This window comes from Coleofasciculus sp. F4-SAH-05 (genome assembly GCF_040222985.1).
Taxonomy (GTDB): Bacteria; Cyanobacteriota; Cyanobacteriia; order Cyanobacteriales; family Coleofasciculaceae; genus Coleofasciculus; species Coleofasciculus chthonoplastes.
This window is the reverse complement of record NZ_JAVKBY010000205.1, coordinates 1-24,134: the sequence shown is the minus strand read 5'-3', so window position 1 is coordinate 24,134 and position 24,134 is coordinate 1. Positions and strand designations below refer to the sequence as shown.

The 24,134-nt window shown below is 44.5% G+C and carries 20 protein-coding genes; 7 read left to right on the top strand and 13 right to left on the bottom strand.

Annotation, left to right across the window (positions count from 1 at the left end):
- Window positions 1-40: 40 nt before the first annotated feature.
- The gene (locus tag RIG27_RS24495; protein WP_446349534.1) at window positions 41-382 is read right to left on the bottom strand and encodes a hypothetical protein; all 342 of its coding nucleotides are present in this window, start codon (window positions 380-382) and stop codon (window positions 41-43) included.
- 524 nt (window positions 383-906) lie between these two features.
- Between RIG27_RS24495 and RIG27_RS24490 the strand changes: the two genes are divergently transcribed.
- Window positions 907-2,745: a PAS domain-containing sensor histidine kinase gene (locus tag RIG27_RS24490; RefSeq protein WP_446349532.1), complete on the top strand. Its 1,839-nt coding sequence runs from the start codon at window positions 907-909 to the stop codon at window positions 2,743-2,745.
- 5 nt (window positions 2,746-2,750) lie between these two features.
- On the opposite strand, the gene RIG27_RS24485 is transcribed toward RIG27_RS24490, so the two are convergent.
- The 5 genes from RIG27_RS24485 to RIG27_RS24465 form a co-directional block, all read right to left on the bottom strand.
- Window positions 2,751-2,897: a hypothetical protein gene (locus tag RIG27_RS24485; protein ID WP_446349530.1), complete on the bottom strand. Its 147-nt coding sequence runs from the start codon at window positions 2,895-2,897 to the stop codon at window positions 2,751-2,753.
- On the bottom strand, window positions 2,898-3,350 hold the full coding sequence (locus tag RIG27_RS24480) for a nitrate reductase associated protein (protein ID WP_446349528.1): 453 nt from the start codon (window positions 3,348-3,350) through the stop codon (window positions 2,898-2,900).
- 68 nt (window positions 3,351-3,418) lie between these two features.
- Window positions 3,419-3,886, bottom strand: a complete 468-nt coding sequence (locus RIG27_RS24475; protein WP_446349526.1) for a phosphate-starvation-inducible PsiE family protein — start codon at window positions 3,884-3,886, stop codon at window positions 3,419-3,421.
- A 269-nt stretch (window positions 3,887-4,155) separates the two neighbouring features.
- On the bottom strand, window positions 4,156-4,698 hold the full coding sequence (locus RIG27_RS24470; RefSeq protein WP_446349524.1) for an ATP-binding protein: 543 nt from the start codon (window positions 4,696-4,698) through the stop codon (window positions 4,156-4,158).
- A gap of 438 nt (window positions 4,699-5,136) precedes the next feature.
- Window positions 5,137-5,352, bottom strand: a complete 216-nt coding sequence (locus tag RIG27_RS24465; protein ID WP_446349522.1) for a hypothetical protein — start codon at window positions 5,350-5,352, stop codon at window positions 5,137-5,139.
- 445 nt (window positions 5,353-5,797) lie between these two features.
- Between RIG27_RS24465 and RIG27_RS24460 the strand changes: the two genes are divergently transcribed.
- Together RIG27_RS24460 and RIG27_RS24455 are read left to right on the top strand one after the other, a co-directional pair.
- The gene (locus RIG27_RS24460; protein WP_446349520.1) at window positions 5,798-6,097 is read left to right on the top strand and encodes a type II toxin-antitoxin system HigB family toxin; all 300 of its coding nucleotides are present in this window, start codon (window positions 5,798-5,800) and stop codon (window positions 6,095-6,097) included.
- Window positions 6,081-6,479, top strand: coding sequence for a helix-turn-helix domain-containing protein (locus tag RIG27_RS24455; protein WP_446349518.1), 399 nt, complete (start codon window positions 6,081-6,083; stop codon window positions 6,477-6,479). The genes RIG27_RS24460 and RIG27_RS24455 overlap by 17 nt, the downstream gene beginning before the upstream one ends.
- A 76-nt stretch (window positions 6,480-6,555) precedes the next feature.
- Here RIG27_RS24455 and RIG27_RS24450 read toward each other — a convergent pair whose 3' ends face one another.
- Together RIG27_RS24450 and RIG27_RS24445 are read right to left on the bottom strand one after the other, a co-directional pair.
- Window positions 6,556-11,592, bottom strand: coding sequence for a WD40 domain-containing protein (locus RIG27_RS24450; RefSeq protein ID WP_446349516.1), 5,037 nt, complete (start codon window positions 11,590-11,592; stop codon window positions 6,556-6,558).
- The gene (locus tag RIG27_RS24445) at window positions 11,589-13,004 is read right to left on the bottom strand and encodes an ATP-binding protein (RefSeq protein WP_446349514.1); all 1,416 of its coding nucleotides are present in this window, start codon (window positions 13,002-13,004) and stop codon (window positions 11,589-11,591) included. Before RIG27_RS24445 ends, RIG27_RS24450 begins: the two co-directional genes overlap by 4 nt.
- 408 nt (window positions 13,005-13,412) lie before the next feature.
- Between RIG27_RS24445 and RIG27_RS24440 the strand changes: the two genes are divergently transcribed.
- From RIG27_RS24440 to nfi, 3 genes are read left to right on the top strand one after another with little or no spacing between them, the layout of a single operon-like run.
- Window positions 13,413-15,575 carry a peptidoglycan-binding protein gene (locus RIG27_RS24440; protein ID WP_446349513.1) on the top strand — a complete coding sequence of 721 codons (2,163 nt, stop codon included), beginning with the start codon at window positions 13,413-13,415 and terminating at the stop codon, window positions 15,573-15,575.
- Window positions 15,576-15,581: 6 nt separating this feature from the next.
- A complete protein-coding gene (locus tag RIG27_RS24435) occupies window positions 15,582-15,770 on the top strand; it encodes a hypothetical protein (RefSeq protein WP_446349511.1) in 189 nt (62 codons plus the stop codon).
- Window positions 15,730-16,398 carry a deoxyribonuclease V gene (gene nfi / locus RIG27_RS24430; protein ID WP_446349509.1) on the top strand — a complete coding sequence of 223 codons (669 nt, stop codon included), beginning with the start codon at window positions 15,730-15,732 and terminating at the stop codon, window positions 16,396-16,398. Before RIG27_RS24435 ends, nfi begins: the two co-directional genes overlap by 41 nt.
- A 51-nt stretch (window positions 16,399-16,449) precedes the next feature.
- On the opposite strand, the gene RIG27_RS24425 is transcribed toward nfi, so the two are convergent.
- From RIG27_RS24425 to queA, 4 genes are all read right to left on the bottom strand, one after another.
- A complete protein-coding gene (locus RIG27_RS24425; RefSeq protein WP_446349507.1) occupies window positions 16,450-16,854 on the bottom strand; it encodes a hypothetical protein in 405 nt (134 codons plus the stop codon).
- 39 nt (window positions 16,855-16,893) lie between these two features.
- Entirely contained in the window at window positions 16,894-18,477 is a 1,584-nt protein-coding gene (locus tag RIG27_RS24420) for a cation:proton antiporter (RefSeq protein ID WP_446349505.1), read from the bottom strand.
- Between the two features lie 200 nt (window positions 18,478-18,677).
- Window positions 18,678-19,961: a tetratricopeptide repeat protein gene (locus RIG27_RS24415; RefSeq protein WP_446349503.1), complete on the bottom strand. Its 1,284-nt coding sequence runs from the start codon at window positions 19,959-19,961 to the stop codon at window positions 18,678-18,680.
- A 108-nt stretch (window positions 19,962-20,069) separates the two neighbouring features.
- Window positions 20,070-21,215 (bottom strand): tRNA preQ1(34) S-adenosylmethionine ribosyltransferase-isomerase QueA, encoded by a 1,146-nt coding sequence (gene queA / locus RIG27_RS24410; RefSeq protein ID WP_446349501.1) that lies wholly within the window; start codon window positions 21,213-21,215, stop codon window positions 20,070-20,072.
- A 270-nt stretch (window positions 21,216-21,485) separates the two neighbouring features.
- Between queA and RIG27_RS24405 the strand changes: the two genes are divergently transcribed.
- The gene (locus RIG27_RS24405; protein WP_446349499.1) at window positions 21,486-21,875 is read left to right on the top strand and encodes a hypothetical protein; all 390 of its coding nucleotides are present in this window, start codon (window positions 21,486-21,488) and stop codon (window positions 21,873-21,875) included.
- 383 nt (window positions 21,876-22,258) lie between these two features.
- On the opposite strand, the gene RIG27_RS24400 is transcribed toward RIG27_RS24405, so the two are convergent.
- The gene (locus RIG27_RS24400; protein ID WP_446349497.1) at window positions 22,259-24,007 is read right to left on the bottom strand and encodes a DUF3685 domain-containing protein; all 1,749 of its coding nucleotides are present in this window, start codon (window positions 24,005-24,007) and stop codon (window positions 22,259-22,261) included.
- Window positions 24,008-24,134: the final 127 nt, after the last annotated feature.

Here is a 24,134-nt window from a genome sequence, read left to right as displayed (position 1 = left end):
TTCAGTTTTTTAGAACAAATGACAAATGACAAATGACAACTTAGTGAGAATGATGATCGGGTTGGTTTGGCGTGGGAAGAGAATGGTTGTCGGGATGAGAGAGGGATTCTTCAGCGCCGATAGGAATACGAATATTCCCCATACCCATTGAACCAATACTCACTAAGCCCATCGTTTGAAAACCAACAGCTACCGTTCCCATAGAAACTAGCCCAGCCGAGAAGACTCCCATGGCTACAGAACCTAGGGAGAACACTCCCATGGGAACAAAGCCAATTGAAATTACTCCCATGGGGACTACACCAATAGATACGATTCCCAATGGAGCAATTCCGATGGCAAAAACTTGAGGCTTGTGGTGGTGAGAAGAGATTTTGGACATGGGACACTGAAGCTGATAATATTTGGCTCTTGATTCTGGCAAAGCAGCAAACCATTGTCAAAAGACAGGCTGTCAAACTGGGTGTGGGGTGTGGCGAACAGGTCAGCCGTGCTACAATTGTCCCATCTGCATCAAGTCTTTGTTTAACAAAGATTCAAGACTGCCATCGATCCAAACGCGATCGCCTATACAACTGCCCAGCTAACGATTACTTTGACACCAAAGACGTCCCGTGCGCCCTGCACTGACTTATCGGGTTAAGTTATAAACAAAACTAATCATACCCAGTAGTAATTCTAATCATTACAGCGAAGCGTTAGGTCTAAACTCCTTTAAACTTAAGCCTAAGGAGACGAATGCATAACCGGGGAAACTGCATCTACAACTCTTCATCTGAAAGAAAATAGAAATAAAGATAAGAGTTCCCATAATAAAGCCCCAGCTATAAAATGCTAAATTTTTTACCGCCAACCTCAAGCACCGGGAGCCAGGCTTCCGATCCTTTTTTCACGCTCTCGTTGGATATGCTGTGCGTGTTGGGGGAAGATGGTCATTTCCAGCAACTTAATCCCCGATGGGAGGAAATACTTGGCTTTACTCACCAGGAACTTTTAGCGCAACCTTGGCTGAACTTGATCCATCCGCACGATCACCAGGTAACGATCGCGAAGCTAGAAACCCTTACCCATAATCCGACTGCATCGATCCGCTTTAGAAATCGCTGTCGTTGTGCTGATGGGTCTTACAAATCGCTGTTATGGAATGTCTCAATCCACCCCGAAAATAAATTGATTTACGCTGTGGTGCGTGATCAAACTGAATGTAAGCAATCTAAGGAAGCCCTACGCGATAGTGAAGAACGCTTTCGCTGTCTGGTGGAAAATGTTAAAGACTATGCCATTTATATGCTAGACCCAGAGGGACGGGTGATCAGTTGGAATCAGGGTGCTGAACGGATTAATAGGTATCGAGAAGACGAGATTCTCGGTGAATCCGTGTCTCGATTTTATTTACCGGAAGATGTTCAGGCAGGTAAACTAGAGCAAGCCCTGAAAATCGCGGCAGAAAACGGTCGGTTTGAGGATGAAAGTTACCGAGTTCGCCAGGATGGATCAAGGTTTTGGGCAAATGCAGTGATTACAGCACTGTACGACAAGAAAGAGCGATTGCGCGGGTTTACCAAGGTAGTCCGCGATATCACTGAACGCAAACTGGCACAAGAAGCGCTACAAAATGCTCATGATGACTTAGAACGACGGGTTACCGAACGCACGGCTGAACTGGTACAAGTTAATCAGCGACTCAGACGGGAAATTAAGGAACGTAAGCAAGTCGAACATCAACTGCGGCGATCGCAAACCCAGTTGGAACAACAGACTCAGCAACTGCAAGACGCCCTGCAAAAGCTTAAACATACTCAAGCTCAACTCGTCCACTCCGAAAAAATGTCGAGTTTAGGGCAATTAGTTGCTGGCGTCGCTCACGAAATTAACAACCCGGTGAACTTTATCTATGGGAACCTGAATTACGCCGAGCAATACTTTCAGGATATATTAGAGTTACTTGAACTTTATCAGGAATCCAGTCCCCAACCCTCAGCCAACGTTCAAGAGCATATCGAACTCATCGATCTCAATTTCATTACCACAGATCTGCCAAAATTACTGCATTCGATGAAAGTGGGGGCAGATCGGATCTATCACATCGTGCGATCGCTGCGGAACTTCTCTCATCTAGATCGTGCCGAGAAAACCTCGGTGGATATTCATGAAGGGATTAATAATACCCTGTTGATTCTGCAAAGCCGCATCAAAGGCAAAGCAAGGCAAAGCGCAATTACCGTTGTCAAAAACTATGGTGACTTACCCTTGATCGAGTGCTATGCAGGACAATTGAACCAAGTGTTCATGAATATTCTGTGTAACGCACTTGATGCCTTAGAAGAAGGGTTAGAGAAAGGCGCATTGGGCGAGAGTACTTCATCCAAAAACCCCATGATTGAGGTTGGTACGCAGGTGATCAACGAAAACTGGATTGCTATTCGGATTGCCGATAATGGCGTGGGTATTCCCGATTCTGTTAAGCAGCGACTATTTGACCCCTTCTTTACGACCAAACCTGTTGGCAAGGGTACGGGATTAGGCTTATCTATTAGTTATCAGATTGTGGTGGAAAAGCATGGTGGACATCTCAAGTGCTTTTCGTCACCAGGTCAGGGAACAGAGTTTGTGATTGAAATCCCCATTGAACCTAATCTACAGCAGTACTGTTGTTCAAATGTCTATCAAAAGCAGGTAGATTCAAATGTTCGATCATCTCAATCGTCAATTTCTAATTCCTTAAATCGCATGGCAATGAACTAAGGGAATTATCCATGAACAAATGACGAATGACGAATGACAAGCAAGAGGAGGCGATTGAAATCGCTGCTACACAAACTAAGTCCGCCTACGCGGACTGGGTTATAACGGGGGTAGCGTTCCCCGGATTTGGTATAACGAATGACGAATGACAATTACATAATCTTAAATTCTTTGAGTGCAGGCAAAAAGTTTCGGTTTTCATGACTAGGGCGCGTCAGTTTAATTAGGGCAAAGCGCTGGGTGGGAGTTAGGGCTTCCCACTGTTCAGGCATGAGGGAAACGCCAACTTCTTGGGCTTTCGTTTGAACATCCTCAGGAATTATCGTCGCATCCATCCAGGCTGGATTAGGATCGATAGGCAGTTCTGAGGCAGGTTTCCCGGTATAATTCGTCACTAAGTCTTGTAAATACTGCTGATAGGCTTGGCTTTCTTGGGCTGTGGTTGTGGGCATTTCCACTAACGTTTGGCGTTCTTGCTGGGTAAATTGATGCCAGTGGGCTAATTTAAGTTTGACGCCACAGGTGTCTAATTTCATTCGTACCTGCATAGGGATGCAGCGTAAGGAATCGACGAAATCTTGCTCAAATTGGAAGAAGTGAGTCATAGTTTAAATCACAATTATGTAAGGAAATGATAACTGTTTAGGCTGACATGATATGACGAATGACAAATTCAATAAGGTTTTTTCGGCGTAGTGCGGCGGATAATCCAATAACTGATCGAGAGTGATAGAATAGCCAGGGCTAAACCAATAATTTCAATGCCTCCCGTTTTGTCAAGGTTGAGAATGATAATTTTACGGGCAACGGCTATTAGGGAGGTGACGATAACAAGTTCAACTTGAACAACATGCTTACGCAGATAGGCAGTAATGTTTTCCAGAATTTCCAGGGCAATCAGAACATTTAAAAATAGCCCAAAAATTTCAAACAAGTTTTCATTAAAGAAACCGAAGGGTTCAACCAGCAATTGTTGGGAGAGAACGATAATCAGATCGAACATTGCCACCAAGATGACAGCAATCATCACTATGGACAAAATCTTGGAGACAATGCCCTCAACCTGTTCAATCGCACTCAGAAATGAGTTGTCCCCACAAGAATTTTTGAATAGAAGGAGTAATTTTTTCAATCGTTGCATCTTTCTCTAGGAGTCACCCTGCCACAACGATACTATCATTGATGAGATAGTACAAGCATGATTTTACTTATCTCTTCAGAAACGGGGGACTAGGAAAGCACAGTTGCTAGGCGAGACTTAGCGGCTAAACTCATACGGCAAGAGTATATTCCTAATCTTTTACCCTGAACAGGTTTGTCTGTCATCTGTTCAGGATTCATGATTAAGGGAGAAACAACGTTTCAAGAAGAAAACCCTAGGGGACTCTCAATGACCCAAATGTTTTTCAGCTAAAGTTCTTTCAATTTGGATTCTAAATCAAAGGGCTGTCCATAATCCCAAATTTTCATATCTAAACGGTGATTTGATACAGTGATTTCCAAGTCAACGGGAGTCGATTTAGATAAGCCTTTGTGGGCGTGACGAACAACATTTGTAAATGCCTCAACTAGAGCGATTTGACCTAATTGCCAAACCTGTTGGGGAATGGGTAAATGCTGAAGCTGTCCATACCACTCTAAAATTTGCTCTACAGAATTTAGGTCGCTATTGACGGTAAGCCTCAGGTTTCTATAACGAGACTTCGCCCGGTTTCTGCGATAGGAATTGACCAGAGTCAAAATCAAGCGGCGGCAGACACAAACTAACCGAGAAAATAAATTTTTTTGGTGGCATTTCGGTAATAGTTTAACAGGTTCTTGGTCATAGACTTTGCTGATGAACAAACAATTTTTATGGTCTCGGGTGCGAATATACCTGATCTCATCGGCTATCTGGGAAATAATTTTGATGCCCATTCCGCCTTCAGGGAGTTGCTCTATGGTATTTTGCATTTGCATACGAAAAGTCCCCTCATGGAAAGAAACTAATTTTTAGTATCCACGATTTTAAGGTAGTGCATTGTGATAGGTAGATTAACGGTAACGTGATAATTCCCGTTGGTCAGGGTAATTGACTGCACTCCACTGATGTAACTTGAATCACACTAACATGGTTAATGGATTCAAGTTTGCTAATTTTCTCTATAAAAGCTTTTCAGTCGCATCGATGACTGAAAGCATTGTCCAGACTAGCTTTTAGACTCAGGACTGGAGGGTAGAAGTAACAGACCCACTAAAATTTCCCTTGACCGCCTTGCCTGTTGGGTTTAGAGATGTTTGCCGGCGGTTGGTATGATGCAGCAGTAATTTCTAAAGGGAAAGGTAGCGTGATCACCTTTATATATTCTAAATGATCAATGCGATCGCGCCTAGTAATTTGTCTAAGTCTATCTATGATGCAGGATTTCCAGGTGTTGAAGGCATCGTCATCCAGTTCCGTTTGCTGCCAAGAGGGTAGGGCAGTAATACGCTTGTACCAAGCGGTGATCGCCCATCACCGTAGGTTGGGTTGACGTAGGAAACCCAACATCCACTCTCCTGCAACACCACTACGAAATAAACGCGATCGCGCTTATTTCTATTTCGTCGTGGTGCTGTCTTCGCCATCAGCCATGCGATCGCGAATGTCGAGTTGTGGGAATATATAGCAGCCCTAAATAGGTCGCAACAGATATAATAGTAATAATAACCCCCTAGAAAAAACACAAATGAACATTATATAGCAATCCTATTTAGGTTGTGGCAATTTTCAAAACTGAAAGCCTTGCTATACCTTGGTTTCAAGCCGTTCACTCAAGTCTAAGGCGATCGCACGACCAATTCCAACCAAATTTAGGCATAGAGCTATCCAATCTTGACAAAGCCCTCTCAAAATGAGAGCATAAATAAACAGGAGTATGTTAGAGAGAGCAAATAATGTTCACACTAACCCGCTGAGTTGGGTTACGTCAACTCAAACTCAACCTAAAAAGTGACATATACCCCCATGAACCAAATGATACTAAATATAATCTTTTCCTGCCTATGACACGAAAAGCTAAAGTAAAGACATATGCACCTAATTGCAATTAGTAACCTCCGCGTTGATGCTGCCCAGTACCCCGATGTCAAAAACCAAATTGATGCATGGTACGCAACACTCAAGAAGGCACAATGGCAAAATTTGGAGGACGTTCGGAAGATTTACCGAGACGCTGAAGCGGTTGGAAATTTTACTGTCTTCAATATCAAAGGCAATAACTATCGTCTGATTGTCGGTATCGACTACGAAACTCAAACAATTTACTACAAATATTTTTTAACTCATGCCGAATATGACAAGGGCAAGTGGAAAAATGATCCTTACTTTTGACCAAAACGCTTATCGCCATCTACTCGCACAAGTCGCGCCCAAAGTGATTGAGACCGAACAGGAGTATGACCGCGTCCTAGCAGAGGCAGAACGGCTAACCTTTGCCAAAAACCGAACTCCAGAGGAGAAAGCGTTACACAAGTTGCTCGTAACGTTGATTGAAGCCTATGAAGAACAGAACTATCCGATGGATCAAGCCACACCTCATGAAATTCTCCAACACATCATGGAATCCAGTGGTACTCGTCAAGCTGACTTGGTGGGTGTTATTGGATCGAGTGGTGTAGTGTCTGAGGTAGTAAACGGCAAGCGATTCATTAGTAAAGCACAAGCTAAGGCACTTGGCGATTACTTCCAGGTTTCGCCAGCGCTGTTTATCTAACGCATCTGCCATTCCCAGAAAGATCTCCGACTTCTTGGAGAAGCCGAGAGCCACTCAATTTTTATGCGAGAACTGATTACTGAGTACCGATTCCCTCACACTGAGGAAGTTCAGGATTAGTCGCGCCGTCAGCATCGCTGGGTTTCATCTTTGGGTTCGTCTTGATATAGTCCTCCAACCAATCGCAACCGTATCTCAGTAGTTCATCTAACTCATCTAATTTTTTGATTTCCTTGAAATCCCACAAAATTACAGTATTGTTCGCACTGGCTAATGCTAAGGTTTGACCGTCAGGAGAGAAACTCACGCCTCTAATGCCGTCGCGATGTCTGGGTAGAGTTCTCCGGAGACTCCCATCCCAATTCCAGAGTTTCACGGTTTTATCATCACTGGCTGTGGCAATGATTTTATCCTTTGGTGAGAATGCCAAACTCCGAACCTGATCCCGATGTCCTTCAAGCGTCGTAATGTATTCTCCTGCGATTGTCCAAAGTTTCGCTGTATTGTCCTCACTGGCTGTGGCGATGATTTTACTATCCGGTGAGAATGCCACACTCCGAACCCAACTTTTGTGTCCGTTGTTTCCTTTGAGCGTCGTAATCAAGTTGCCATCAGGCTTCCAGAGTTTGACGATTGTGTCATCACTGGCTGAGGCAATAATTTGACCATCGGGACTAAATGTCACATCCCGTACCCAGTCGCTATGCTCCATTGTTAGAGTGTTTCGCCATATACCGTCGAATGTCCAGAGTCTGACGGTATTATCTCGACTAGCTGTAGCAATCGTTTTACCATCGGGAGAAAAATTGACATCAAATACCTGGTCAGGATGCTCTAGAATCCATAGCCGTCTACCATTGCCTGTCCAAAGTTGGACGGTTGTATCATAACTTGCAGTGGCGATGGTTTGACCATCTGGAGAAAAACTAACATCTAAAACCTCTTTGTTATGACCTTTGAGGGTTTTTAGGAGTCTATAGTTTGATTTATGATTTCCATTGGTTGAGGCATCCCGTTGCCATAGTTTTACGGTGCCATCTGCACTGGCTGAGGCAATCCGCTCACCGTTAGGACTAAAACTTGCATTCCAGACTATACCCTCATGTCCGTTGAGGGTTTTTTTGAAGGCTCTTTCACCCAGTTGCCAGACTTTTAATGAGTGATCAGAACTGGCTGAAACTAGGCGATTTTCAGATAAAAAACTCACATCATAAACACCATTGCTATGTCCCGCTAGAGTTGTTTGCAACTTCCCGTTCTCAACGTTCCAAACCTTAACCGTGTTATCCTGACTCGCTGTGGCAATGATCCTGCCATTGGGGCTAAAACTCATACTTAACACTGCATCTTTATGCCCCTCAATAGTTTTTACAGAGCCATCATCTAGCGACCAAAGTTTAACTGTCTTATCCCGACTGGCTGTGGCAATCATTTTACCATCAGGACTGAAATTGACAGCCCAGACTATATCTGAATGTCCTTGAAGTGTCTTATAGGGAATGCTGTCAAACTTATCCTCATCATTACGTTGCCATAGTTTCACGGTGTTATCCCGACTGGCTGTAGCGATAATCTTACTATCGGGTGAGAAAGCTACACTATTAACGCCTTTGTCATGACCTTCAAGTGTCTGGATAAAGCTACCGTCTAAATCCCACAATTTCACAGTCTTATCTCGACTAGCAGTGGCAATTATTTTGCCATCGGGTGAAAAACTAACATCATAGACGCCTTTGTTGTGTCCCTGGATAGTTTTGTAGGGGAAGTCTTTAAAACTACCTTGACCATTAGATTTCCATAGTTTAACTTTTTTGTCAAAGCTGGCTGTAGCCATTATCTGACCGTTTGGTGAAAAATTAACGCTCAATAATCTATCCTCATGGGCTTTAAATTCCTGAATTAATTCGCCATCCGGTTTCCAGAGTATTACAGTTCCGTCATAACTAGCTGAGGCAATGGTTGTGGGTTTACCATCCTCATTCTTTAAAACACTTACATCCCATACAATACTTTTATGCCTTTCTAAGCGATTGCTTTCTTTTATCCAGTAAATTGACTGTTTTAGTGCCGCTACAACTTGCTCAAGAATCTTTTTATTGGAGAGTAATGTGCTTTTTTGCTTAAATTGGCTTCCCGCATTAATCGCTTCGATCAAAGACTCAAAGCGTTGACCTGATGCAGACAAAGCTTCTGATGTCTTAATTCTGGCTAAGATTTGGTTTTTCTCTGCTTCTTGCCTCTGGGATTCTGCTTCTTGCCTCTGGAATTCTGCTTTTTGTCTTTGGGATTCTGCTTCTTGTCTTTGGTGTTGTGATAAAACCGTCGATATGACCAAAATAAAACCTAAAGCAACCGCCGCAAAATTTTTCTGTTTTTGGACGTAAATCAATTGTTTTTGGCTGAATTGACTTTTAATTTCGTCTAATAAGTTTCTCTCTCTGGGGTTGCGAATAAAATAGGTTAAATAATCATGAACAATTTGATAGCGTATTCCATAGCTGTCAGTAATCTTAAAAACTAAACCAGATTTAACTAGAATGTCTAAAACCAAACTTAATTGTTGAGAAGTTCCCGCCTTTAATTGGTCAGGTTTGATAGCCAGATCCGCTGCCAAGGCTTTGAGCTGTGCCTCCAAATCGGCATGACTTTTGAGAGGGCGAGGTTTTTTCCCATGGGTGAGTAAGTACAAGACCAGTTCAGCCGTGCGTTGGTTTTCAGTACCACAATCTTTAATCACTTCTCCTAAATAGCGCTGCACTAGTTTATCCTTCGGACCGCGTTCTTGATACTCAACCAGAGTGGTAATTTCTTCCGTTTGCAGTTGGGCGCAAACCACTTGCAGTTCAATTGGACGCACTTCTTTAGAACGGCTAGCTAAATCCTTCACAACTTCATGAATCAAAGCGGGTTCTAAAGGAAACTGAGAGCCGTCCGTTAAATGTCGAATAAGATTCTTAGCATCTTTCCGGGAAAAGTTGCCTAAAGGGTAGAGAATATTTTTACTGAGAATATCATTCTGGATAGCGTCTAGATGAGGTAAATGATTGCCAATGAGTAAATCATGGAGATAATCCTTCCGCATAGAAAGGACAACCTTGACACCAGGGATATTTAGGCATTTACCTAAAAACTCAAAAATTTGTTCTTTTTGCTCAGATTCGCTGCAAATAAAGAAAAATTCCTCGAACTGGTCAAAAATTAGAACAGTTAGCAGGTTGTGATGTTCATTTTGAGTGAGTTGTTCGATTAGAGTAGCTGCTGAATCCGGTATAGCGGATAAAGTAATTCCTCGTTTCTCCAGCGCTTTAAACAGTGACTTGCCCAAATCCTTAACCCAATCCGTGTAAACCCGCAGTGGAACGGCTAAAATATCGCGAGTATCTGTACCAATATTCTGATACCTCAGAGTTGGGAGTAAACCGGCATTGACTAAGGAACTTTTACCAACGCCTGATTGACCGTAAATCACCGTTAGCTTATGCTGAGTGCTGCCAATTCTGGCAATTAAACCTTTGATATCATTTTCTCGACCGGAAGCCAAAATCTCTCTAGCCACAGTCTCCCGATGCTCGGACTGGGTTAAGGAAAAAGTTGCCTGTCGTCGGGATTGCAAACGTCCCGCACCAATAAAAGCTCGGAAATTAAACTGCTGTTCGATGGAGCGCCGACATTGTTTAACGTCAAAGGCTTCGAGATAGCGGTGTTGTTGGTAGTATAGGTTTCGTAACTCATTCAAAATCTGAATATAAAGCAGCGGATTATTTTCCGGTTCAGCCTTTTTCGCGGTTTCTAGAGTTTTGATCGCCTCCTGAACCTGTCCCAATTGTTGCTGCGATCGCGCTAAGAGTAACAGATACCAACTGTGATGCTGTTTCTCCGTCGTCGCCTCTGAGAGTTGCAACGCTTTTTTGACGAACGCCTTTGCCTTATTCCCCTGGTGCTGGAACAAAGCGACTTCGGCGAAAAAGCCATAATTTTGAGCCAGTGACGCCGGATTGCCATGCTTTTTATGTAATGGCTGGGCTTTTTGAGCGAGTTTATGCAACTCATGCCAATTTTCTAAGCGTCGCCATACCTCACCCAGTTGACCAATAAATTTAGCCACTAAATCAAGACGCCCCACCTGCTCAAAACCATCAATGCATTGCTGAAAATACAACAGTGCTTTGTGCCAATGATGATAACTTTTGGCTTTATCTAACTCGGCTTTGCGGCAATAACATAATCCGATGTAAAACAGTAGCGCTCCCTCTTTTTCTCTCAATGTTGGCTTTTGGGGTGGCGATTCTCCGGCGATGGGGATTTCAAACTTGATGTAATACACCAAAAGCAGAGTCCAAAAAAGCTTTTTTGTGGCAACTAAACTACACCGGATGAGAAAATGCTTGACCTGCTGCCAAAAGGCAAGACTGTGCTGATAGTGTGCTAATGCCAGATCAATTTTATCCTGACCATAAGCCTCTCGACCCCAAACAAAGTCCAAACTCGCTTGTAAGGTTTCTGGTATATCTCTCCCTTGGTTTTTCACCTCCTGCAAAGCGGCTTGAATTTCCCCACTCACACCCCTACCTAAGATGGCATCATTGGCTAAAAATGGACTAATGCCCAAGTCGAAAACTTTCGTAAATAAAGCATTAGTGTTCTGGTGTAGCTCATCGATCAGGGTTTCCGGTGGGTAAGTCAACACCGTGCGCTTTGCCCAACTCTCAATATCTGGAACCAACCGAATCAGCTTTCGCACGATTTCATCGTTAACCCAAATCACTAAAGGAAAGGGACAGTTTTTGCGAAACTCTTCCCGCACTTGGTTCATTGAAGTGAGCAGGTAATCGAGGTTGTCAACAGATTCCAATCCAAATACCATCAACGCCGATGGTATTTGTGTCGCTATCTCCTGTTGAATCGTGGAGTAAAGTCGCTGGTTAGACGGATGGAGGACAAGTTCTCGGATCGGTACAGAGCAAATTTCTTGGAGTTGTTGCACCGATCGCGATCGCAGACTAAGGTAGTTACAGTGAGCCAAAATCAGGGAAAACTGCCCCTCAGACATGGCGATCGCCCAAGCAAGTTCTCGTAATGGTTTTTGGCTATTGCTTCCGGAAGATCCGCTCATGATTTGAATTCCTCCGCTTCTGCTAAAACTGGATTGATCACAAACCAAGAACCTTGGCGATCCTGATACTCATAGACGAACATACTGCGAATCAGCTTTTCGTATCCATCATCGCCAGTGACTTTTTTCTCCTTAGCTACTCGACGCAGTAACACCCATTCCTTCTCATCAACAGCTAACTTCAGCGCATTTTTATGGTCTAGAATTACCTTGTCCAAACTGTCCCGGGAGATCGGTAATCCCATTTCGGTCTGGATGGCATTATTGAGCAATCGTAGCAAATTGCGGACATGACCGCCACTGATCCGACAGAGGCGATCTAAGGTTTCCGGCGTATCAAAAATCTCTGTAATTTTATGGAGACGTTGCTGTGCTTTTAAATCGGGAAACGCTCTGGCTAACACCATCTGTCGTAGTAACGCCATTCCTTGTTCACTTTCACGACCATCGCGCAACTGAACCAATACCATTGGTAATACAGTCGGATTTTTAAACCGCTGAGTCAACGGACCAAACTCATTAGAGAACCTCAACGCCAAGGGCATAGTATAAATTAGATGACAGTTTAAACTGCGTAATTGCTCACCACGGTCTACGAATAAGTATTCTTGCTGATTACGTCCCCAGGGTTTAACAGAACTGTCAATTCGGTCAAGGTTATCAACGATGACTACTAGCCCTTTTTTACCGTAGTCTTTGAGTGTCTTAATTCCGGGTTCAATTAGTTCCGAGTTAATTGCGTCTAATATCCCATTCGTGCGCGGTTCCAAATATCCCCTTAATTTATTCCGAAACTCTGGACTGGCTTTTGCCTTCGCGGTAATCTTACCAATTAAAGGAGCGACGAACGATAATCCTTCCTTCTGATTCACCTTTACTTTACCAACTCCCGGAATGCCGACATCAACTGAAAAATCTCCTTCTGTACTAGCGGCTACATCACCCAACCCCGGAACCGAAGCCTCAGCCGTCAGTTCAATTTCGGTTTGCAACAGTTTAGCCACCTGTTTAAGAATAGTTTGAGTATTTGGGGAACAGTGCCGTTCAATTGTATCCAAGCTTTGACTCACCCGCGCCGCGATCGCGAGCAAAATATCACTGACATCTACGTCTGCCATTTCCAAATTTCGAGAGGATTCAAAATAAACAATATGAAATCCTTCTTGCTCTAACTGGGCTTTGAGTTGCAGTAATTCGGTAGACTTGCCACAGCCAACGTGTCCGGTAAACAGTTGGCAAGTCGGTATATCCGGTGACCAAAATGCAATTTGATTGCTTAATTGCTTGATCGCATGCCCACCGCGTACTTGAGAAAAATCAATATAATAGTTTTGATCCTTGGCTGTATTATTTACGAACAAGGTTTTATCAGGATTGGTGGCTTGGAAAAATTCTCGTAAATCTAATGTCATACAATGCCTATCCTACTAATGACCTGGTTAGCCATCCTCAAACAGAATTGGCTAACCTACTGCGAATGACAGATGCCGTAAATGCAACCTTAAAGAATAATCTAGGATGGTTATACTTTCTGATTCTATTTCAATCAGGAAAATTTGACTTTGGTGAGATAAATATCTCTACAATTCTTCACAAAGTAAGGAGGGGGTTTTTGGTGTCTAGTCAGCTAGTTTGAGAAAATTCCAACCGAAAAAATGCTTGGTTTACTCAAGGCATGGAGACCGTTCACTGATTTAAATTTTTGTAACGATATCCTCAATCCAGCTTCTGCAGTTGAATTTTTATCATCGCTAAGGGGTAGCCCTTATCAAAGTTCCTGGTATAGGATAACGGAGAATGTGCTAATAAAATAGAGAATTATGGATAATCCTGCCTCCCTTCATCTGGCGGTCACTGATGAGGACTTGGCAACCTCCGAACCCAAGTCCCCCGGCAGTTCCAGCATATTTATACCAATCGACCGGAAAAAGCCCCTGAGTGCGGCTTGGATTCCCTTTATCTTCTTAAGCATGGCGCTGTTTATTGTTAGCCTAGCCAGCCCCGTTTTAGCACTGCGGAAAGGAAATAGTGGGGCTGAGGTGACCAATCTTCAGAAAACGCTGCAAGCTGAAGGTTACTTTAATGGACCGATTACGGGGTACTATGGACCGTTAACCGAAGCCGCTGTTATCCAGTTTCAAAAAGCCAACGGACTTAGCCCTGATGGTATCGTGGGGGCGAATACCACCACCCGATTAGAGTCTGACTCCGCCGCAGCAACGGATGCGAGTGTTGATACACCTCTAGAGTTTGAGTCACCCATACCAGAACCGGAGAAACCCGCCGTATCTGCCCGACCCAATTTTATTATCCAACGAGGCGATCGCACTTCTCAAGTCGCCTCTCTCCAGCAAAATTTACAAGTGGCTGGCTATTTTAATGGACCGATTACCGGATACTACGGTTCAACGACCCAAGCTGCTGTGATTCAACTGCAAAAAGCCAAGGGATTAACCGTAGATGGGATTGCTGGACCTAAAACCCGTGCTGCTTTAGAATCGACTCCAGCGTCATCCGCCTCACAAACTGCCCCCTCAACGGAAGCGACAGAGGATCGCATGGGATTCGCGAATCCTGGTTTAGTTCTCAAGCGAGGGAGTCGCAATTCAGATGTGATGGCGCTACAGAGAACATTACAAGCACAGGGGTATTATGACGGACCAATCACGGGGTATTATGGCAACCTAACCGAAAATGCGGTAATTCAATATCAAAAAGCCAGGGGATTAACCGTGGATGGGATGGTTGGTGCTAATACCAAAGCGACATTAGAATTATCCTCTCCCACAACAACACCATCCCCGATTGAGTCTCCAACTGGGGAATTGAATCAAGACTCGTTCTCAACATCGACGGAAAATTCCCAGGATAGTCCCTTTAATCAGGATTCATTCATCGAACCGGAAGAAAATTACGACACCACTCCTTCGGAACAGGACTCTTTTATTAACGAAGATAGCGAAAAAAAAAAGAACGATGAGCAACGTCAGTCCAGCCAGATGACGCTAAAACAAACCATTTCTGGCAAAATTTCCCCCAAATCTATTGTGCATTCAGGTCGGGGTTTATTTTTTGCCCAGAATATGATGTACAGTCATACGATTACGGTGTATGACCGCCAGTATAATTTGGTCAAAACTATTGCCGATGCGGTGAATTTGGAGAAATACGGACATTCTAAGGGGAACGGAACCTATAAAGGATCTCCTGTAGAAGCCGCCTTTTCTGATAATGGAAAATATGCCTGGGTGTCTAATTACCAGATGTATGGTTCAGGATTTAATAATCCAGGAAGTGACAAATGTAGCCCCTCGCAAAAAACAGACAATAGTTTTTTGTATCGCATCAGTACCGATAGTTTAGCGATTGACCAAGTGATTGAAGTCGGTTCTGTGCCTAAATTTGTTGCCACTAGCCCCGATAATCGATTTGCCCTAGTCAGTAATTGGTGTAGTTGGGATTTAAGTGTTGTCGATATTCAGCAAAATCAGGAAGTTCGGCGGATTAAATTGGGTCGATATCCCCGTGGAATTGCGGTTGATGCGGCGTCCCAAAAAGCCTATGTGGCGGTGATGGGTGCTTATGATATTGCTGTTGTCGATCTCAATGATTTCTCACTCGACTGGCTGAAAAATATTGGTAATTCACCGCGTCATTTAAGTATTGATCCAGGCGGTCAGTATCTCTACGCCACGTTAAATGGGGAAGGAACGGTGGCTAAAATTGATTTATTTACAGGTAAGGTTTTACGCAAAGTTGTCACCGGGAATGCACCCCGCAGCATGGATATATCCGATGATGGTGAATTTCTGTATGTGGTGAATTATCACTCAAATACTATGAGTAAAGTGCGTACCAGCGATATGTCAATTCAGCAAACGGTGAACACGAATGCTAATCCGATTGGAATTACGTATGATCCAGAAACGAATCAGGTTTGGGTGGCGTGTTATTCGGGGACAATTATGGTGTTTCAAGACTAAATAGGATTGTCATTTGTCATTTGTCATTTGTCATTTGTCATTCGTCATTTGTCATTCGTCATTTGTCATTTGTCATTTGTAAGGGTTTGCGGCTTGTTGACAAAACTTAGTACGGTGTTGTTTTCTTTTGTCCGACGACTTAGTAATTATCAACATGGAAATTTATCAACGCCACTCGTGGACTCTGACGGTTGAGGAAGCGACGGCGATTCAAAACCAACTCAGTCGTGAAATTATTACCTCGGATCAATTGAGTGAGGTAAAGTATGTCGCGGGTGTGGATGTTGGTTTTGAAGACAATTATGCGATTTCCCGCGCCGCCGTTGCGGTACTGAGTTTTCCGGAATTGCAACTGATCGAACAGGCGATCGCACGTCGCCCGACAACGTTTCCTTATATTCCAGGGTTTCTATCGTTTCGGGAAGTTCCTGTGGTACTAGATGCTTTATCTCAGATTAAGATAACTCCTGATTTAATCTTGTGTGATGGTCAAGGAATTGCCCATCCCCGGCGATTTGGTTTGGCTTGTCATTTAGGATTATTGATTACAGTACCTACGATTGGGGTAGCGAAGTCGCGATTAATTGGTCAGTATGAGGAATTACCCCCAGAGAAGGGGAATTGGCAACCCTTGCGACATCGGGGAGAGGTGATTGGCGCTGTCGTGCGATCGCGGACTGGAGTGAAGCCGCTGTATGTCTCTCCAGGTCATCGGATCAGCTTACCTACTGCAATTGATTATGTCCTGCGCTGCACTCCAAAATATCGATTACCGGAAACAACCCGTTGGGCTGATAAACTAGCATCAAACCGGATTGGTTGATTCTATCAAATCCTTTAGCAGCTATTCGATTGCTGGGAAATCACCGTGATTTCAGTCCGGTGAGGATGTCAATTCTTCAAGAACATCGAGGCGTAGGCGCACCTGTTTCTCATAAGGATTCTCTGCCCAAATTTTTTTAATGGGTGTAGTGGGATCGACGTTAATTGTTAGCGGCTTTCCTGGAGTACAATTATAGGTTTTCATACAATCACCACAGCGAATCGGCTTTTCTCCTCGCTGAACATAAATAATCAGTTGCGTTGCTGGTGAATCAAGCTGAATCGATTGTCGTGATCCCCCTGCTAAAACGTTTAGAAAGTACGACTTTAACGGCAACTGGATTGGTTGTTGAGTGTCAACGCTACTCTGAGCAAGTGTTGGCAAATTTTCCGCTTGAGCTGGAAGGACGCAACAAATCACGAAGAAGAGCGTTACAATAAAAAGTTTACGTTTCATAATTTCAGTATGGAAAGTTAAACCTGGGGCAATCCGGTATTAGTCACTCTCAATCAGCTTTTCATCAGCTTCAATTAAGGCTTCCTGGAGTAGGGGTGAGAGGTTTTCGGTTAAACGTCCAGCACGGATAAATTCAGCATAGGTATCCGCCTCAATATTGACCATTTGTTCTTGCAGTTGTTCCATGTCCAAGCTTTGTAACTGGGGATGGTGATGGAGTAATTTCTCAAGCTCAGTTTGAATAGTTTCGAGCTGACCATCAACAAGTTTTATCTGGTACTGACAAAATTCTGAATTCATTTCGTTGTTAGTCGTTGCTGACTCTAAGTAGTTTTTTACTCGATTTAGTGCAACACGACGAGCGATTGCCTCAGAATATTTATGACGCACGGGTTGATCCCCAATTAAATCCAGTTTTTCCAGAAGGAATTGAGTAGTTAACCCCTCAACTAAGAGCGTAAACAGTACCACGCCAAAAACCGTAACAATAATATCTTGTCGTCCCTCCAAACTCACCGGAACACTTAAGGCTAGGGCAATGGAAACTGAACCCCGTAATCCACCCCACCACAACACCGTTTGCTGTCGCCAACCTATGTTGGACTTGGCGAGTCCATTACTAATCGTCGCTAAGCCGTAAATTGAGATAGCGCGGGTGAAGAGAAGGGCTCCAATGGTAACCCCAATTAAGTCTAGGTTTTGTCCCAAGCGGGAAAAATCGATTTGGTCACCAATGAGGAGAAAGACAATTGAGTTGACAAAAAATGCCAGAAAATCCCAGAATTCAGAGACAATTAAGCGGGTACGGGGGTTCATGCCAATCCGGGAACCAAAGTTTCCCAGAACTAACCCCACAGTTACTACGCCAATTACCCCAGAACCACCGAGTTCTTCGGTAATCAGGTAGGTGCCATAGGCAGAGACTAACGTCAGGGATTGTTCGACGAGGGGTAAATCAAAGCGTTGGGTAAGAAAGGAAATACCAAACCCGATTAAGCAACCGACACCGATACCAATTCCGATAAAGGTAAAGAATTGGGCAACTGTGGTGGATAGGGAAAATTCCTGCGTACCGAGGGGAATACCGACTAATAAGAGAAAGGCGACGACGGCGACACCATCATTAAATAAGCTTTCCCCCTCCATGAGGGTTTTCAGGCGTTTATCCGCACCCAGTTCCCGGAATAGGGCGATTACTGATACCGGATCAGTTGCGGCTAGACTCGCGCTGACTAATAATGCGAGCGCTAGGGGTAATTCGGTGAATTGGGTAATGGTAAAGGCAATTCCCAGCACCGAAATCACCACCCCTACCACTGCAAACAGAATCACCGGGATTAAATCCCGCCGCAAATCCCGCCAACGGATATTCCAGGCTGCTTCAAAGAGGAGGGGGGGAAGGAAAATCTCTAGAATCAGTTCGGGGGATAGGTTCACCAGGCGCACATCTACAAAGGCTAAACCTAAGCCGACAATAACCAGAAGTAAGGTATAAGGGATTTTGCGGAACAACGGAAAAATCCGGGAAACCGTGGCGACACTCAGAGACACCGACAGCACCAAGAGAAATTGTTCCAGATTCTGCTCAATGGCAGCTTCGCTGATAGCGGATTCTACGGACATGAATGACACTCCAAGGTACTGGCAGTCTTTATATAACAGTACAATCTAGCGCAAGCAACACTATCTAGCGTAGGACTGCTCCGAAAAACTTACTCAAACCTAGCTAAAGCTAAAATCTGATGTTTTCTTCCCGTCTCAGCCAAGGGAGTCGGCTCCGGTTACCTCCACGTCTACAACCGCTCAGTTAACCGTTAAGTTGACTAAGGTTCTTCGGTTATTGCAGGCATTGGCTGGAATGAATTGGGCAATGGGTTTGATGAAATATTCAGTTGGGTTAGATACTGGTTAACCGCATCAATTTTCTCCAAATTCCCTTCTTCAATAAACAAATTTCTCGCTTCTAAAAGGAAAGAAACTGCCTCTTGTCCCCGTCCAACTTGCTGGAGGGCAATTCCCATATTGTAAAACGCGAGTGATAGTTTTGGATTGAGTAGAATGGCTTGTTGATATTCGGAAATCGCGTCCTCATACTGCTGATTTCGATGCAGCGCTACTGCTAAATTGTAGTGCGCTAGCGAATCGTAAGGATCGAGTGATATGGCGCGTTCCAGTGCCGCGATCGCGTTCTCGTATTCCCTGTTTTTAATCAGCGCGGCTCCCAATTGGCGGTAAGCATCCACATTGTCTGGATCGAGCTGCGTTACCCAATTAAATCGACGAATAGCTTCTTCTACATCCCCTTGTTGCAGAAAAATTAGCCCCAGCCGATAGTGAGCCGGTGCAAATCGTGAATTGATTTGAGTTGCTCTGAGAAAAGAATTTTTGGCTTCAGTAATCTGGTTTTGTTGAGCTAACAGCAATCCTAGTTGGTAATGGGCTTGTATGAATTGGGAATCGTTGCGAAGGGCTTGCCGTAGTGCCGCGATCGCGGAATCGATTTGGTTTTGTTTTGCCAGGAGTAATGCCAAATTGTACTTAGCAACAGCGGAGTTGGGATTGAGGCGAACGGCTTGTGTGTATTCACTCAGCGCTGCTTCGGTCTCACCTTGGGCTTCTAATGCTAAGCCCAAATTATAGCGAGCGGCGGCTAAATTGGGATCAAGCGCGATCGCCTGTTGATAGGCACTAATCGCTTCCTCGATATTGCCTTGCTGGTATAACATCAAGCCCAGATTGTAATGCGCCTCTGTCATATTCGGATCAAGACCAATAGCCATGCGGTATTGTTCAGCCGCCGAGTCAATTTGACCTTGCTGAAACAGGGCATTCCCCAGTAAATACCGTGCCATCGGGATAAACGGATCTTCCTGGAGGGCTTTGCGAAAGGCTAACTCGGCGGTTTTGAAGTCGCTGCGATTATAGCGCATGACACCTTGTTGAAAAAATGTCGCCGCTTCGAGGTCATTCGTGTATAGTCCCTCAACTAACTGCTTACTGTGCTGGCGCTTGGGTAGACTATCGGACAAGGCGGGACTAACCGACAGGAAACTGAGTGCGATCGCGGCGGCGGCAAGTCCAAAGCGGAGATGGTAATGTTTAGACATGGTAGAAGACGATTGGGAAATTGAATAAAGAATGTGGGTGGGGGAAAGGGTTTATAGCGTTTTATCCTACTTAATAGTGCCAATTTCACTCCCCGATTGGTTAGCGCTTTAATGGTTAACCGCTTCTGGCAAAATCAGCATGGCATCACCAAAGGAATAAAATCGATAATTATACGCGATCGCTTCAGCATACAACTTCAACAGTCGTTCTCTGCCAATCAATGCACTCACTAGCATCAACAACGTGGAACGGGGCAAGTGAAAATTGGTAATTAATCCATCAACCACCCGCCACTGATAGCCGGGATAAATAAATAATTCGGTTTTGCCGCAATAAGGTTGCAATTCCCCACTCGCCGCCGCCCCTTCCAACGCCCTAACCACGGTTGTGCCAACGGCAATCACCCGCCCCCCTGCGGCTTTTGTCTGCTGAATTTGTGCCACCGTTGCGGCGGGTATCTCCAACCACTCGCCATGCATTTGATGATTCGCTACATCTTCTACCTCCACTGGGCGAAAGGTGCCAACACCAACATGCAAGGTAATCGACGCCTGCTCAATTCCGCTTATGTGACACCTCTCCAACAGTTCAGGCGTGAAATGTAATCCGGCTGTCGGTGCGGCTACTGCACCAGGGATTTGGGCGTATACGGTTTGATACTGATCGGGTGTGGCTTGAGAGTGGGTGATGTAAGGCGGAAAAGGCACTTGACCATAGTTGGGTAACAGGGTGACTAGGGACTCCCCCTTGGGTAGGTCAAACTGCAATAGACGCCCACTGGTTGCATCATCTCTGGCAATAATTGTTGCCTTCAGGGGAGATCTATTCTTTGTATTGTCCTGTCTTGGTGTTTCTGTATCCTCTGAAGATAGGGGAGTCTTTCCATGACTGGCTTGAACGATAGGTTGATCCGGTTCAAAGACTATCGTTGAACCCACTTTTAGCCGTCGTCCCGGTTTCACCAATGCCAACCAACAGTTCTGTCCCCGTTCCTCTAGCAACAACACTTCCACAGGCGTACCCGTTACCTTCCGCCCATAAAGTCGAGCCGGGATCACCCGGGTATTATTCAAAACCAACAGGTCGCCGGAACGCAATAACTGAGGTAAATTTCGGAAAATGAAGTGTTGGTGATGAGTTGGAGACTCAACCACGAGCAAAAGAGAACTATCTCTAGGAGAAATGGGTGTTTGAGCAATCTGACCCTCTGGCAGATCATAGTTATAGCTGGAAAGCAATAGGTCATTGGTCATGGGTGGTTCTTCGGATCAAGTACAGCTTATGAGCAATTTTTGATAAATTGGGTAGGTAATAAACGGTTCATGGTTTTAGCTCTACTCTATACCGCGACTTGTCTTGTGCCATCGGGTACTAATCCCCAAAGACAGATGACCAAGAACTAAAATAACGGAATTGGGTATGATCCCCCAGTTGAGAGCGGGGGCTTTTCCCCTACCAATTCCTGATCCCCGTTGTCAGAATGAAGGTATAGCACTTCCCTGGACTCCACCCCTAGCTGCCCTATGGATTACCTTTATTTTTTAGCCAATGCGAGTTTGACACTGCGAGTGGTTGAGTACCTCCACTCCATGATCCAGCTTCCCGTTCAATATACAACAGTGATTCATCAAATTGACGGCTGGGTCATTAAAGTTAAAATGAACCATCCCCTCACGCCTCAGCAACATGGAGATTTCCAAGCCTTCATGCGCGAATTGGGAATTCCGTTCCAACCCGACATGCGCTTGCAAATGGCGTTTTGGAGCCTCGATACCGGACAATCTCCCATCGATGTCATGCGTCGCTATCAAGTCGCTGTGGTATCTCATGGTAACCCTGACAAGACTGATATTGAAGCGTTTCGCCAACAGTTTACCATGGGACTAGGATACTGCCCAGAAACTTTAGCCTAAGGAGTTTCCAATTAATCAGCCTCTAAATATCGGGGCAAGCCCAACTATTCTGCCTTTATCGGGGCAAGTTTAGCCATTTCAAGGGTGGTTAGCTGTAATTAAAAAGCTGGACACCTTTAACCACTATTGCCCAGTTTGAGTAAGTCTTATGTAACGGAGTTAGGACTTACGCAACACCTCTATCTGTAGGGTGCGTTACGCTACGCTAACGCACCATTGCCACGATATGTGGTGTACCTGCGTAAGTCCTGGGAGTCTGATCCAGGCACATCTTAAATCCGCCTCTATGTTGTAGTAGCGAGCAAGATGCTCGCACTACAATAATTTTGCCATGATTCAAATAAGGTTTAATATCATGTTCGCTTGAATACCCATAATTACTATTACTTCCCCCGTTCCCCATTTTTACCAAACCATGTATCTTGCCATGCGCTACCCACGCCTTGAATAACGCCCCGTAGAATTAAACCAATTCCTCGCCCTAAGACTTGCGTCAACACATAAACCACACCTTTACCAACCCAGGCGACTGTTCCCCGTAAACGCGGCGCGATCGCATCCCGAAGTTCATAGGCGATGGTGACAGCTAGCTGAGTACCCTGTAGTTGTTCTAATTCTTGACGCCGAGGGGAATAAATGGCAACTTTTTTGATGCCAATTTCGCTCAAGACAAACAAATCGTAACGACTTTCAAAAATGGCTTGGGGTTCATCGATATATTGATTTCGCCGATATTTCCAGGATAAACTATTTCTAAATCGGGTGATTTCCCGTGAAGAAATTAATCGTTTATCATAAAAATTATGTTTAACAATTTCAATATCTGAGAATTTATTTAACAAAGGTTGAATTACCCCATTAGCCACTTGAATCATCATATTTTGTAACAATAACTCCGCTCGTGCCATTGCTTCTGGCGTATGGGCAGGATAGGATACATTATCAATCATCAACGGGGTTTCAAAGAGGCGATTTCCTAATAACTCAATCACCAAAGGAATTTTATCCAAAATAGCCGCTTGCACAATATCCCGATCTTGCCGCAAAATCTCAACCATTTCGATAGTTTGATTGCCGATAACTAAGGTTGAATATTGACCAAAAAAGTCAGTTAGAGAAACCTGCCATAAATCATGTAATAAGCGCGATCGCTTCTGGGTCAATTGCTCCATCGTCACCTGGGAAAAGCGCAAAGCATCCAGCATTTCCTCGAACTTGTATAAGACAGTACGCAGTAATTCCCGGCGTCTCTCCACTTGCAGAATATCGATTTCCAAGGGAGTATTCGTCAAATTTGCCAAACTAGAATCGAGTTTAGTCAATGTCACCGCCTGGGGGGTAGACGGTTGAAACTGCAACGCCTCAGAGGAGGTTTTGGATAAGGCACTGGTGGGGGATTGGCGCAGACGATTTTGGGGGACAGGAGGACGAGACGATGAAGGGTTTAAAAGGGGTAAAGGTTCAGCAGGGCTATTACTATTATTAGAGGGGACAAGTCCGGAATCTATAGGTAATAGCTGATTCACCAGCCAACGGGCTGTCAATAACTCTCGGCGGCGTCCCGTCCAAAATAACCAATCTAGGCGGGATAAATTACCCTGTTGAAGTTGTGCCGTTACCTGTTTTAAAGCCGCTTCAATTTGTTGTAATCCTGACTGTCGTAATTGAGTATGCCACCGTGGGGGAGGTAATGAATTGGCGGGGGTGGGTAACATTTGCCAATAGGATTCGCCTGCTTTGACTTGTCGAATGGCTTCCACAATTAAGCTGATAGCACATCCTTTAGCACAGTATCCTTCCACGCCCAAGCGTTTGGCGGCAGTGAGTTGGTTGAATTCAGATGGGGCGGTTAGCAGTAAGATGGGCAGATTGGGATAATCCGTCTTAAGTTGCTGGCACAAGGATAGTCCGGTTAGGGGACTGCCGAGCGATCGCCCTAATGCCAAGTCTAAGATAATTAAATTAACCCGTTCTTGGGGGAGTAAGCTGATTAAGCGTTCCAATGCCACCGTTGCTGTATCAACTTCAGCCACGATATCTAAATCAGCAAAGGCTTCCAGGGCTGTGACTAAACCTAATCGGAAAATTGGGTCATCGTCAATAAGTAGGATTTGAGTGGATTGATTGGTCATTGGTCATTGGTCATTGGTCATTGGTCATTGGTCATTGGTCATTGGTCATTGGTCATTGGTCATTGGTCATTGGTCATTGGTCATTGGTCATTGGTCATTGGTCATTGGTCATTGGTCATTGGTCATT